Source organism: Providencia sp. PROV267 (assembly GCF_028477825.1).
In the GTDB taxonomy this organism is placed as follows: Bacteria; Pseudomonadota; Gammaproteobacteria; order Enterobacterales; family Enterobacteriaceae; genus Providencia; species Providencia stuartii.
The window spans coordinates 136624-150299 of record NZ_JAMPLX010000023.1 but is presented as its reverse complement, the minus strand read 5'-3'; the positions used below and the strand labels follow the sequence as shown (position 1 = coordinate 150299).

The 13676-nt window shown below is 38.6% G+C and carries 13 protein-coding genes; 2 read left to right on the top strand and 11 right to left on the bottom strand.

Features of this window, described 5'->3' with window-relative positions:
• Positions 1 to 33 precede the first annotated feature (33 nt).
• The 11 genes from PR709_RS15715 to PR709_RS15665 all read right to left on the bottom strand — a co-directional run bounded on the left by PR709_RS15715 (position 34) and on the right by PR709_RS15665 (position 9354).
• The gene (locus PR709_RS15715) at positions 34 to 612 is read right to left on the bottom strand and encodes a fimbrial protein (RefSeq protein WP_014657610.1); all 579 of its coding nucleotides are present in this window, start codon (positions 610 to 612) and stop codon (positions 34 to 36) included.
• Between the two features lie 337 nt (positions 613 to 949).
• A complete protein-coding gene (locus PR709_RS15710) occupies positions 950 to 1978 on the bottom strand; it encodes a hypothetical protein (RefSeq protein WP_060561400.1) in 1029 nt (342 codons plus the stop codon).
• 28 nt (positions 1979 to 2006) lie between these two features.
• The gene (locus tag PR709_RS15705; protein ID WP_060561399.1) at positions 2007 to 2552 is read right to left on the bottom strand and encodes a fimbrial protein; all 546 of its coding nucleotides are present in this window, start codon (positions 2550 to 2552) and stop codon (positions 2007 to 2009) included.
• 12 nt (positions 2553 to 2564) lie between these two features.
• The gene (locus PR709_RS15700; protein WP_060561398.1) at positions 2565 to 3089 is read right to left on the bottom strand and encodes a fimbrial protein; all 525 of its coding nucleotides are present in this window, start codon (positions 3087 to 3089) and stop codon (positions 2565 to 2567) included.
• Positions 3089 to 3595: a fimbrial protein gene (locus tag PR709_RS15695; protein WP_060561397.1), complete on the bottom strand. Its 507-nt coding sequence runs from the start codon at positions 3593 to 3595 to the stop codon at positions 3089 to 3091. Before PR709_RS15695 ends, PR709_RS15700 begins: the two co-directional genes overlap by 1 nt.
• 12 nt (positions 3596 to 3607) lie before the next feature.
• Positions 3608 to 4234 (bottom strand): fimbrial protein, encoded by a 627-nt coding sequence (locus PR709_RS15690; protein WP_272526214.1) that lies wholly within the window; start codon positions 4232 to 4234, stop codon positions 3608 to 3610.
• A gap of 46 nt (positions 4235 to 4280) precedes the next feature.
• On the bottom strand, positions 4281 to 5045 hold the full coding sequence (locus tag PR709_RS15685) for a fimbria/pilus periplasmic chaperone (RefSeq protein WP_014657604.1): 765 nt from the start codon (positions 5043 to 5045) through the stop codon (positions 4281 to 4283).
• A gap of 79 nt (positions 5046 to 5124) precedes the next feature.
• Complete coding sequence (locus PR709_RS15680; protein WP_272526213.1) at positions 5125 to 7650, bottom strand: outer membrane usher protein; 2526 nt, start codon at positions 7648 to 7650, stop codon at positions 5125 to 5127.
• A 64-nt stretch (positions 7651 to 7714) separates the two neighbouring features.
• Complete coding sequence (locus PR709_RS15675; RefSeq protein ID WP_060561394.1) at positions 7715 to 8254, bottom strand: fimbrial protein; 540 nt, start codon at positions 8252 to 8254, stop codon at positions 7715 to 7717.
• 38 nt (positions 8255 to 8292) lie between these two features.
• Complete coding sequence (locus PR709_RS15670; protein WP_014657601.1) at positions 8293 to 8820, bottom strand: fimbrial protein; 528 nt, start codon at positions 8818 to 8820, stop codon at positions 8293 to 8295.
• A 192-nt stretch (positions 8821 to 9012) separates the two neighbouring features.
• Entirely contained in the window at positions 9013 to 9354 is a 342-nt protein-coding gene (locus tag PR709_RS15665) for a helix-turn-helix domain-containing protein (RefSeq protein WP_223854670.1), read from the bottom strand.
• A gap of 966 nt (positions 9355 to 10320) precedes the next feature.
• Here PR709_RS15665 and PR709_RS15660 point away from each other — a divergent pair.
• Both PR709_RS15660 and PR709_RS15655 read left to right on the top strand, forming a co-directional pair.
• Positions 10321 to 10662, top strand: a complete 342-nt coding sequence (locus PR709_RS15660) for a tetratricopeptide repeat protein (RefSeq protein ID WP_014657599.1) — start codon at positions 10321 to 10323, stop codon at positions 10660 to 10662.
• Positions 10663 to 10910: 248 nt separating this feature from the next.
• Positions 10911 to 12098, top strand: coding sequence for an MFS transporter (locus tag PR709_RS15655; protein WP_272570989.1), 1188 nt, complete (start codon positions 10911 to 10913; stop codon positions 12096 to 12098).
• The last annotated feature ends 1578 nt before the right edge of the window (positions 12099 to 13676 follow it).

The window sequence follows — 13676 nt, the reverse complement described above, 5'->3', positions numbered from 1 at the left end:
GTGATTACAAAATTTGTAATCACCTTGCTTTAATTAGTTATAAGCTACGCTAAAGATAACAGGTACATTCAGAATATCTGTATCATTAGCACCATTGAGTGCGAACAGGTCTGCCTGCATTGGTAATAAATTTACTGCGTTACCATCAACATCAGTTGCAGCGCCTTCATCATCCGTACTCATAGCCAGTGATTGATTAACACTGATTAATTGGTTTGGTTTAATTTCAGTGGCTGTGCCTGAAGCAGGATTGGTTTTAATTCCCACTGCTAATGTTTTTGCATCAGTGTTAGCAAAGAGATTAGGATTAAAGATACTTGCTTGACCATCTGCGTATAAACTTAATGCACCAGAAGTGGTTTCAGCACCCGCACAATTAGTTAATACTAAGTTGAAATCTTTATTAGCAATGGATGTTGTTGGACCTTGAGTCACGCTCTCAGTTGTGAAAACACCAAAGTCAACAATAGAGCCAGAGCTTGTTGCAATATCACAAGTTCCTTTCTGCAATTGTGCTTTAAAAGTTACCGTTGTTGTTGTTGCTGCCATAGCAGAACTTGCAACGCCAGCCGCTAACATTAATGCAGCGATAGATGCTAATTTAATTTTCATATTGAACCTCTTTTATAATGATATAAACGTGCGACACCACATAGAGACAGAACAATTCTGACTCTCTATTTCTTTGTATAGAAATTAATTTATTACCCTTCGGTAAGTAGCTTATTTACAATAAACAGTAATGTGACAATTTTTATATAACGCCTCTACTAACTAATAAAGGGGACAAAAAATAATTTGTTAATATTTTTCATTTCGCTAATTTTAAAATCATTTTTTAAATGTTAATGGCTCGAACCCTAATCGAATAATCATCGATTTACGATATTTCATTAGAATAATTTATCGAAGATTTATATATAAAATACACTTTATAATTGGGCTACTTTTATTCATATTCGATTTTTATAATACCTGACTTGGAATAATTTCCAGGAACAAGGTCAGTATCAATACTACTCACCTGAGCCCATAATATGGAGTTTTCTACTTTATCCCGATGCAATTGCCAATTGTTTTTCTTAGCAGACCAATAGTTATCATCAAATGACATACTTACCGTTAAGCCCCCCATATGCATGTCCTGAGGTAATACTTCTAGATTCACTATTACATCACTATTACATTGACCACTGATGACTCCACTTCTATTGGCCTTCATAGCTGAGTTCTGGTCAACAACCCCTAAATCTAATGTATCTTCATCTAACCAAAAATTACAAACGAGATCAGGTTCTATCGGTTCTATAGGCTCTGTCGGTATAGGCTCCCCTACAGACAAATATGCATGGTCGCCACATGACAGTCCATAAAGATCAGCATAAGGAATAACGTTTGGTCTTGCACCAGCACCATGAACATAAACAGGTGAACTCCGACCAGGCTTAGTATAAAAACCTTGAGGGCCATCAGTTACATATACTTCTGCAGATAACCCTGGTGCGCTAAATGTCGCTATAAATTCAGGTTTCCCTAAAGGCATTCCAACCCATCTAGTTTGCACTCCAACACCACCGCCAAACCCCTTATCATATAATGCACCAGCACTATTATAGACGGTGCCTGTAATTCCTGGCTGCATAACGGTCCAGCCAACAAATAATTGCGCCTTAGGATCTACAATTTCACAATTACCTAAACCATAATAAAATGATTCATTTATATTTAAACTAATAGTACCGCTATAACTATACTTTAGCGTTGATACTTTATAACTTTTTCCATCTATAGCTACACCAAGCCAAATATCATTTGTTTCCATTACATCAAAAGTAGATGAGGTATGTTGAAATTCAACACCAGGAATTAAATATGCAGCCCTCATAACTAAATTAAATATTCTGGTTTCATTAGGGTATGGTTCCGCATAAACAAATGGAGAAATAAAAAAGAATGCGAATATAATTTTTAATTTCATAAAACTCCATTAAACCTCAATTAAATATTTATTCATAGCTTAACGCATAAGTCATGATTGCATTGAAATCTCCAGCCACTAAACTTTTATTTGCTAGAGCTTCTCGCTCTCCTTGTACATAGGCTTTTAAACGAATAAGCATATCGCCATCAACAAGCTGTACACTATAATTTGACTTTCCATCTATAGAAATAGGCCGACCATCTAAATATTCTAAGCCTATTCCTGCACCTTTTGCTTCACTTCCTGGTGCAAACCTTAATAAACCTTCATTATTTGTTGATCCTGAAAATGAAGCTTTAACAGTAGTACCTAACGATGTATCGCAATCTTTCAATTCAAATGTTATTAATATTCCTGAAGTTCGGGTAAAGCGATAGAGTGATTTTGTTGGAGTAACACCTAAATCATAATAAGCATTCTCCGTCCCTGGTTCTATCGTACATGGAAGAGCAATTAAAGTGCCCCCATAGTGAATAGTTGTCGAAGATGATGCCATAGAATAAATTGGTATTAATCCTCCACTCAACAGGAATAATATTAAATATTTAAAAGCTATTTTATAATTATTCATATTGTTTCCTTTTTAAGGATAACGAATTTCTACTGTGCCAGTAGCTGAAAATGTACCTTCAAATAAATTGCGATCATCTTCTCTCACAGGAACAGCCCATAAGGGAATTACCTTTGAATAACCACCTGACATTACGATGGGAATGTCATCATTATTAGGAGAAACAACTTGGTCTTGATAATATAAACGTATGCCAAGCCCTCCAATACTCGTTTGTACAGCATCATTATCAAATGGAGCATTCATACCGTTATATCCCATATACAGCTGCACACCATTACCAAGGTCATTACCGCAAGTCACTATTAATGTAAAATCCTTCCTATAATTAATTCCGTCGATCCTAGTAAGCCCGACTTCATCAAAATCAACATAAATTGGATCATTTTCCCCCGATATATCACAAGGTGGATGGCCAATTAAATTGCCATAAAAATTGACTTGTGTAGATGCTTGTACAGGTATCATGATATATCCAGATATCAATACACTGGCTATCAGCCATAATACAATGGAAATTACACGTTGTTGTGCCATTACTCATACTCCACAGTAAGTAACGCCGAAGCCGTAAACGGACCGTCATCAATTCCAGCTGATCCTCTTGCTACAGGAACAACAGACAACTCAGGTTGATTGCCGTAAGTAAAATAAACCCAATTATTAAACGCAAAAGGATAGCCATCTTGTTTCACTCGCAGCCCTAAATTAGGTTCGCTCGTACGTAATAAGTTGGCATTAAAATTTGCCCCGGAGTTATTTTCAAAACGTAACTTAAGTGGAGTACTATTGGTTGCATCGTCACAATCAAGTGTATAATCAATCGGTTGCTCGTAGGCTACACCATCGATATTTTTGATAATCATGTCACCAAAATCTACTTCAATGGCTTGATTATCATTTACATCACAAGTTTTAATCTCAATACGTATAGTTACCCTAAAGTCTAACTGAGTTGAACCAGCTAAAACATCTCTTGGTAGTAATACCGTTCCCAACAAAACACTATACAACCAGAGTATTTTGAATGTTTTTTTTCCCATAACTATTTCACCTTACTCATAGCGCATTTCAAAAGAAATCAGCGCAGAGTACGCTCCCGGCTGCATCAATTGTGCCGTACGTACCGGTGAGACATAATAGGTCAGCGTCGATTGCCCTGATGGCAGCAGATCTGGGTTACTATTTTGATTTAAAGGCAAGATTTGCCCTGCCTTATCACTCAGTACTAAACCAATCCCTTGTGCGCCAGTCACTCTGGCAAAATCCGGCATCCACGGTACCGTTGGCGCAATAAAACGGATTTTAACCGCCGGTTGGGTGCTACTCCACGCGGTTTGCCCAGTTTGGACGTTTTCCAAGGCACTGTTCACTTCGATACAATCTTGCAGTTCAAGGTGAAACGCCGTTGCACGCCCTTTATCCCCCACGGCTTTCAGTTCCGCGGTTTCGGTATTGCCCAACTCAATCGCTTGATACGCCGAGGTCATCGCTAAACGACACGGACTTTCGGTCAGTGAACCCGACACATACAACGCACCGTTGGCGCCATCGACCTGCCAGTTATCCACAGGACGATACAAACGCGTGTTGTTATCTTCTGCCTGACTGCCCCATGAACAGACAAGTACGCTGCCAAACAGCATAGAGGTGACAGCATGATTTAATAATTTGTGTGTCATCGGTTATTCCTTATCGTCATGTTGCAGACAAAGCAACGGTTATGGTCTACGGTGTCGCAGGCTTATCGTTCGGCACCACATGGCATTGGCTACCTTGACATTGGAAGGTCAAGTTTGGGCGCCCACCGTAATCATTGATGTAAGTCACTACCGGACGCTGTCCTAATGCATTGGCACTCACCCCTAACGCGCTTTCACCAAACGGTGGCAACATGATGGGTTTAAATTCTTTTTTATCTTTGTTGTCCAATGCTTTAAGGCTTTCTGCTGCATTAATCACTGTCACATAATACGGCGTGGGATTTTTGACCATTACCGTATCGCCTTGTTTTTGCAGGGTTAATTTTTCTTGCCATGGTGTGCCCATTTTGGCCGGCACAATCGCTTTTGGCCGATAGAACATTTTTACGCGGGTTTGTAAGGCAATCTGTAACGTGTTGGGCTTATCGCTTTTAGGCGGTATTTCACGCAAGTTAAAGTAAAACAAGCTCTCGCGATCTTGTGGCAAGGTACTAACCGCTGGCAGGGCTTCGATTTTCACTTGGCTAGATTTGCCGGGCTCCACACGCTGCACTGGCGGCAATACCACCAATGGCGAAGTAATTTTGTTGCCTTCAGCATCATCAATCCACGCCTGTGCTAGATACGGTAATTGTTTATTGTTGTTAGAAATGTTGAGTGACATCGATTTTTGGTCACCGTTAAAAATCACCCGAGTACGGTCAAGACCAATCGCCGCGTGTGCCATGCTGCTTAACCACATCATGCCCATCACACCCGCTATCAAAGCGTATTTTTTATTCAGTTTCATGCTGTTATAACCTTTTTAATGTCATCTCGGAGACACCATCGCGTCACCGCAAATTCTGTTCATACCGTGCTAACGCGTGTTATCGCTGCGCTAACTGCTTTGCTGCTAGCGGAGTACACTGCAACAACAGCGATGGATTGTTGATATCGATACTCTCAGGGAAAGCCACTTGGCATCCGTCCTCGTCTCCCCACTGTATGGTCATTAGGGAATTTGGTTCAATACCGCTGATATACGCACTGCCGCTATCCCCTACGATGCCGGTGCTTTGGCCTTTTGTATTGAATATTTGCGCCCCAAACGGAGGGTAACTGCCATCCGGTAAGCGCAACACCGTCATCGCTTTTTGCCCTGCCACAACCGCAAATTCGCGGTAACCCACCGCCCCTTCGGTTAAGGTCACTTGCACCACCGATTGCTGTGCATCCACATCATCTGGCAGCGCGTTCAAGTCAATTTGTGCCTTGCTGCGGTAGTAACTGTTCATGTCACCAACCACCGCTTTACCAAACATATTGGTGGTAACCGGAGCTCCAAACCCTTTGACAGGCACATTAGCAATGCCATCGGTGTCCACCAGTAAACGGGTTCCTCCAGGGATGCTCATGCGATGTACACCACCACCTTCTGCCGTCAGCGTGATCCCACCAGTTGCTGATAATCCAAACGCGGTATATTGGTTATTGGCGTAACTCGCATTACCCGAGACTCGCGCGGTATCGCCTTGGTGAGTCAGATACGCAGTTCCACTCGCTCCTTTACGGTTTGATCCTACGCCCAATTGATAATTGGTACGCTCATCAATGCGGTCATGGTAAGTCACTCGATTGACCGTGTCATAACGGCTGCTATTTAAGGAATACCCCACATTAGCACCATTACTCAGCGGAAATGAGGTCGATAAATAAATACTGTCATCCGTCACCCCGTTATACATACTGCGGTTTGCCGACAGGTTAACGCTGACATTCTTAATCGTTCCCACATCAAAATATTTGGATAACGTCAGGCTGTAATAGTTGTTTTCCGGTCGATCCCAATAGGTTTGGTGGTTGTAGTTCAAATACACAGACATACCGATATCACGGAAATTTTTGCTCAGTGAAATGGTGTACAGCTCTTTGCTACCACCATAACGAATACCTGTTTTCCTTGCCTGTAAGAAGTCTGACATACTCATAAAGTCTCGCTCCGAGAAGCGATAACCCGCGAATTGAATTTGACTATCAATAGCATCAAAACGTTTTGCGTAGCTGACACGATAAGATCCACCGTTAATAGTGTTTTCACCTGCCAAACGCGCAAACGACTGAGTCACATCGAATGACAACGCACCGAACGCCAGTAAGTCTCGACCAATACCCGCTGAAATCGCTTGGTAGTTTTTGCTGCCAAGCAAACCACTGAACAGTGACCAACCGTTATTCACCCCCCACGAAAACTCACCAGTGATAAAGTTATCACCCTCTTTGTGCCGGTTAACATCATTCGGCTGACCCAATGCCAACTTATATTGAAGCTGTCCCGGACGAGTTAGGTAAGGTAAGTTAGCTGTATCGAGTTGATACTCTTGTACCGTACCATCTTGCTCTTCAATTTTGACGTCCAACGTACCACTAATCGCATCGCTCAAGTTTTGAATACGAAACGGCCCCGGTGCCACTTGTTCGGTATAAATCACACGCCCTTGCTGGCTTATCGTCACCGTCGCATTGGATTGTGCGATCCCTGTTACTTCCGGTGCGTAACCGCGTAAATTCGGCGGCAACATGTTCAAATCCGAGCGCAAACTGGCGCCAATAAAACGGAATGAATCAAACATATTTGAGTTCAGGTAATCTTCACCCAAAATCAGTTTGGCTCCGAGAGCCGGCAGCGCACGAAAGGCGTAAAATCGATTCCATTGAAAATCACGATTGATAGCTTGGTTTGAGCCTGTTGCATGATTTAAACGGCCTTGCCAATCTGCACGAAAACGCCATGCACCTAAGTTTACCCCCGCCACCCCGTTACCGTTTAAGGTGTAGGTATTATGACCTTTGTTGTGCGGGCGATAAGTGTTACCGTTAATGTTGTAATCCAACAAAATCGCAGCAATCCCTTCATCCCAACGCGATGGTGGATCCCAATTAGGAGCCGTATACTCCATGTAAGCTTGTGGAATACTCACGTATAAGGATGAAGTTGAGAGATCCCCACGCACCTGTATTCCCGGCAAACTTTCCAATTTTAAGCATTGGTCATCGTGCCACCATGTCAGCTTTTTCAAGCTGTCTGCGGTCAGCCCTAATTGGGCAGTGATATCGGGTGATAAGCACGGCTCACTGCCTTGAGGATCATTCTCAGGGGGATAAAATGGTACTTTCACTTCTGGTAACGTATCGTCATTGACCTTAAGCGCTAAGCTATAGGTTCCTGGCATCACATAACCAGCACGCGAAAAATGTTCTAGATTGATATTTTTTTTGTCTTCCACATCCAATACATCCATATTGAATTGGATAACATCAGATGATGCCAATGCTATCTGGCTTTCACCCAAAGCAAACGCAATGGACAGCGACAGCAATGCAAGGCGAAAATAAGTAGCCTTTGGTGAAGACATAAAAAATATCCCTCGTGAACATTCACAATAACAATAAAGAGAAAAATAAATTCAACCGGCTTAATTAGTAATAATCGACTTTAAAACGGATCAAGCTTTGGTAATATCCTGCTCTTAGTGGGCGAGAGTCAGAGACTAACCGTAATTGATAAGCTAATCGCATACTCGGCGGTACAATATCTTGCTCCGGAGATGCTTCCCCCGGTACCACTTGACGCGATTGTGCATCTTGCATAAGTAACCCTACGCCGCGCGCTTCACCAAATACTTGAAACAACCCGTTATCGGAAGGTCCATCAAAGGTCATGCGCAAGGCACGCCAAGTTTGAGTCGGATCACTGTGTTTGACTAAATCACAATTAACTAATTGAATTTCAAAATCTTGTTTGGGGCCTTGGCCTTCTTGACGGATCGTACCAATCGGCAACACACCCATATCAATGATTTGGTCACGTGATTCCATGGCAATTGTGCAGGCAGCATCGGTGATTTCACCGTTCATAGTCACCGTACCTGCACCTTGCCCAGCTGCGTGCACCAAAGGTGAGGTAAAACTCGTAGTGAGGAGTAATACACTCCATCCGAATACAGCTTGACACCCCATGGTTTTACCCTCCTTTGAATAACACACTAGTGTTCTGATTACTCGTAGCTCATTGTGAAGTTAGCGAGTGCTGTAAATTCACCTGGAACAATAGTTTTGCCATCACCTTTCAAATAAGCAGAGAACAGCAGTGAGTTATCACCATTTTGAATTTTTAAGTCAGTTCCAGCAGAGCCATCTAATTTCACTGGTACACCACCCAGACCTGCAATTTGAACACCTGCGCCAGATGCTTGACCTTGAATAGCCAGTGAATCAGCTAAGTTAGGATTCACACCACCCGTAAAGGTGACGGTCGCCGTATTGTCTGTCAGCGTGGTTGTATCACAGTCAACCAGCTCAATAGTGAATGGCACTGGACGAGAAGTACCACCATCGGCTAATTGTGCTGATGCTACCTGACCTAGGTTAACCGTTTGGTCTGTAGACTCTGGCGCGATACCACATGCGGCTTCAATGATTGAGCCGTAGAATGTCACAGTACCTTGACCTGCGCTGACTGGAGCAGCCATAGCTGATGCGCTCATTGCGCCAGAAATCAGAGTTGCTAAAAGAATCTTTTTCATATTGGTTACGCCTTTACGATGAACACTAAAAAAAGTAAGCTATTAATTAGCTCACTTGGTTAAATAATTAATAGAATTTATTTATTAAATAATAAATAAAAACAAATAAAATACTTTCTGAGAACAGAAAGTATTTTCTTTATTCTCAGTTAAACATAAATCTTTAATAGTTTATTATTTGGTCGACTATAATTAGCCAACCAAATTATTCATCTTTACTGAAAAAGCATCCTCACCTTTATAGTAAGGAGATGGAGGTAAAAACAAATTAATATAATGAGAACCAACTTTTTTTTCTGTATCATTAACATTAAGATAAACAGCACTAAAGAAATTACTTAAACTACAATCCAATTCATGCAAAATAACAAAGAGGGTATCAACATTAATATTACACACACCTCTTTCATATCGAGATATTTGCTGCTGCGAGACATTTAGTTTTTCAGCTAACTGTTTTCCTGTTAACCCTCTCTTTTTCCTTAAACGAAATATCTCTTTACCAACAGCAATCATAAAAATATTTTTTGACACTTCATGTTCCACTATCATATTAGGCCCTCAATTCCTGATACAACAAACTTCATTTATTAAAGCCCGCTTGCACGAAAATATTTACGCCTTGCTCTGTTGCAGATAAATTTACTGTACCTGCTGCTCAAAATCAAACAAAGCTATATCTACCAAGCAGTTATTGATATAAGTTAAATATCCAAATAATGAGTAATTCAAATACAAAAAACCACATTAGCTTGGTACATTCAACATTCCTATTAAGAGAATACAAATTAGACCAGAATTATATATTACAAGAATCCCAAAAAGATTTAAAATTAGATTTATAATTCTGAAATTCATATTTTTTCAGAGGTTAAGTAATAACACTTAACGAAAAAAATATATGGAAAAATCCATCAATCCAACAAAATAAAATAAACTCAATAAAATCAATGTATTGAATAGCGTGGTAATTTTAATTAACACTTCAATTTTAGATATAATATTTTGCAATATCTGTAATATTGTTCTAATCAAACTAATTGTTTAGGATTAAATAAAACAGAAGTTTATTTTCACTTCACGTTTTTTATTTATATTCTTACAGAGCTATTCTTAATTAAAAAATCATTATTGCTAACTTCATCACCTTTAGAGAAATCATCATTATATGACACTCACTTTATTATTTTCGAGATCATATTATGAAGATAGCTGCTCACCATACAAATTATCTATTAATATCTTTACAACACTTATTTTTTCATATTCACTATCCTTGAATAAAAGCCCCCCCTCTGACCTATTGACATTTACTCATGAATACAATAAAAAATGATGAAAAATATAAATTAGAATGAAATTAATGATATTGCTCAAAGTGGAATTCAACTACCGAAATGGAGATAAAAATCGCTAAACAATAAAATTTAAGTGCTAGATATTTTTAAGAAGCAATATAAAACCCCATATCTAGAAATAAGAAAAAATGAATATTTTAATTTGATTGATAATATAAACTTGTTAAGTCAACGACTCGAAGAATCAGAAAAAACAAAAACCAGCGCTGAACTGGGCGATAAAGATGCACAGCTCAACCTTGGCTTAATGTACTATCAAGGAGATGGAGTTCCTGTTTCCATTGAACAAGCACAGAAATGGTTTATGCGTGCAGCAGAACAGGGCAATGCATATGCACAATATAACCTTGGCTGGCTCATGCAAAAAGGTGAAGTCGAAAATGCTTCTCCTTATGCGGCACGCTACTATTTTGAGTTGGCCTGCAAAGGGGGCTTAGAAAAAGCCTGCTTCGCGCTAGAAAAATCGCATAGCGAACATTTCTAAAACAGCCTCTCTATTTAAACGTTAATGGGAACTTAAATCCCATTAACTTTTCCCAATGTATGTTTATTCAACCTATCAGATAATCTGCAAATTTCTTGATGTTGCCGCTAAAAAACAAAAAAAGCCCTATTTTTCGTTCTTAAGAATGATAGTCACCTTTCGTTATTTCACCCTAAAATCGACAAGTAATTATTAACTTTTTATTAACATTCACCGAAGGTACTGCTTATTATTGACGAGGTGCTTAAATGAACGAATCGCTGCACACACAAGATGTCAATGCCATGCCACCAAAAGTCATCCTAAAATCTTCATTGAGTTTACTACTCGCAATTATTATTTTTGCGGCCATTGCCCCAGGTATTTTGATGACAGCGCCGGCAGTTGCAACTCAATTGGGCTCTCAATGGCAGTTATCGGCCGATAAAATAGGTTATCTTTTTTCAGCAGAATTAGGGGCTATGAGCTTTGCAACTGTTCCTGCTTGGTATTGGATCAACCGTATTAATTGGCAAAAAATAGCCATTATCTCTGCCATTATTTTTATCATAGGTAACCTACTCTCTGCTTTCGCGGCCACCTATATCACCTTGTTAATTTTTCGCGTCATAGCATCATTAGCTGGTGGTACATTAATGATCCTGTGTATTTCATGTGCCGGAAAAACAGAAAACCCGAGCCGCATGTACGCTTTTTGGGTTTTAGGTCAACTCGCATTAGGTACACTTGGACTACTTGTCTTACCACCGTTATTTGAACTCTACGGATTACGTATCGTTTACTTTATTCTCGCTGCTTTTATGGTCATCTTTTTTCCATTAATTCGAGCATTTCCTAATGTGATAATGGAAAAAGATCAACATCATCACTCATCAACTCACCCGCGAAATGCATTTATTAATAAGGCGATGGCCATTATTGCGATACTCATTTTCTATATTTGTTTGAGCCAAGTTTGGACATTCATAGGTGTATTTGGCCAAAATAGCGGGCTAGATGCTGAAGAGAATGGTCAGATTTTAGCGATCGCCACCATTTTAGGTATGGTTGGTGCGGTGATTGCGGCAACTGTTTCTAATCGGTTTAAAACCAATAAATTAGTGTTTTTAGGATATGGATTATTAATGACAAGTATCTTGTTATTGATTGGTTCACCTACCGTAATACGGTTTATTGTTGCCGCCTTATTGTTTAAATTCACATGGACATTTGTTTTACCTTTTATTATGGGAGCGGTCTCCCAGCTTGATACCAGCGGTAGGCTCATGAATAACATAAATTTGGTAATTGGTGGTGGAATGGCTATTGGCCCTGCCATTGGTGGATATATTTTAGTCAATTCGACACAAATGTTGACCTTTATTAGTTTTGCAGCGTTATGCACCCTATGCTCATTCGCCTTAGTTGCTTACTTTATAAAACAGTCAACGTCATAATTTAAGTTATAAAATAATAATTTTCTTACTTTTGATAAGTCGAGGTTTTCTTCACATTAATGATAACGTATGACTCTATCCATTTTCAGTAAGCTCATTTTGTCTTATGAGGAAATATTGAAAAGTGGTTTTCTCTCAAAATTGTCATGGTCAATAAAATTTGCCCACAGCACTTGAGCTATCGCGAATTATACAGAAGGTCTAGTATCAGCAGTGCGGTAGCTTTCTTGAATTGTATTGTGTGCTTGCAACCGGCTGATTTTTTTATTCATCGGTAAGGCTTATTGTGAAATGCCTTTAGGCTTTCACTTGAACTGCCTGCTATTCATCTATGGTTAATTAACGCATTGATAGCTTTAGATACAGTGTTATTTTAGCCTAGACCCCGTTAAGTGACCCCAAGTTAAAATTCAGCACTGAGATTACATGAACCTGATATGTTATCAATATCCTCTGTTGAGTAATGAAATACTCGTTCCCTAGTTCAAGTTGCTAAATTAGCTATATCACGACAATCGCACCATTTCCTTCTGTGTGAAAACAATAATACCGCCAAGGTAGCAATTCAAATAGATAGTCGCTATCAAAAACAATTTATTTATCGAAACGTTCAAATATTTATAGCTGTAAAAATATACCGACCGATAACGAACATATAAAATCACTCATTCTCAGTTCGCTTTTGTCAACTTGATAAGATTATGATTGTATGATTAAGGTAGGCGCTTTAACATTAAGGAGCTTTTTACCTAACTCCTACAGTTATTTTCAAAAAGAAACTATTTCTACAACACAAAATATAGTAACCAAGCGTTAATAAATTATTGTAATTGTAGAAATAGTAACATGGACAAAAAATTAAACTTCAGAGTGCACAACAACCATATTAAAGTAAAACCTGGGAGGACAACACTTTATATACATTTATGTGCAAACTAAATTTAAACAATATATTTCAATCGTCGTTACACCTAATTCGGGATTAATAATATTCCAGCAATTTTAAATATTCAATAGCTTAAAATTCCCAAAAAACCCTTTAAAGTTGTAATAGTTAAATTATAAAATTAAAAATACTCATTAATAATCATGAACTTAATAAGTCAGAATAAATTAAAACAAACTTATTACAAAAGATTTCAAAAAAATAAAAAAACACCATTTAAGACTAATCTCACCATAGAACAATAACCACATAAGTAAAAACAACTATAAAAATACGAAAACCTACAATTACAGCCTACAAAAACGCAATAAAGGATAACTAAATAGATTTAAACACCACACAAATGCTATAATATATTTTTAAATTCCATTAATTATAAAAAATTAGACCAATTAACAAGAAAAACACTTCTTTATATAAAAATATTTCTTTCTCACTTTAAATTTTAATTAATAATATAATTTAAAATCTTAACAGATATATGCTTTTTAAAATTAATCGTGATTTTTATGAGGATATTTTCTTTAAACCAATGTGCATGATTAAACATACAACAAAGTTGTCATCACGAAACACCTATAAAATCCATCAATCTGATCACTATTAAGAACATTCTCAATGGTGCTTTTTAT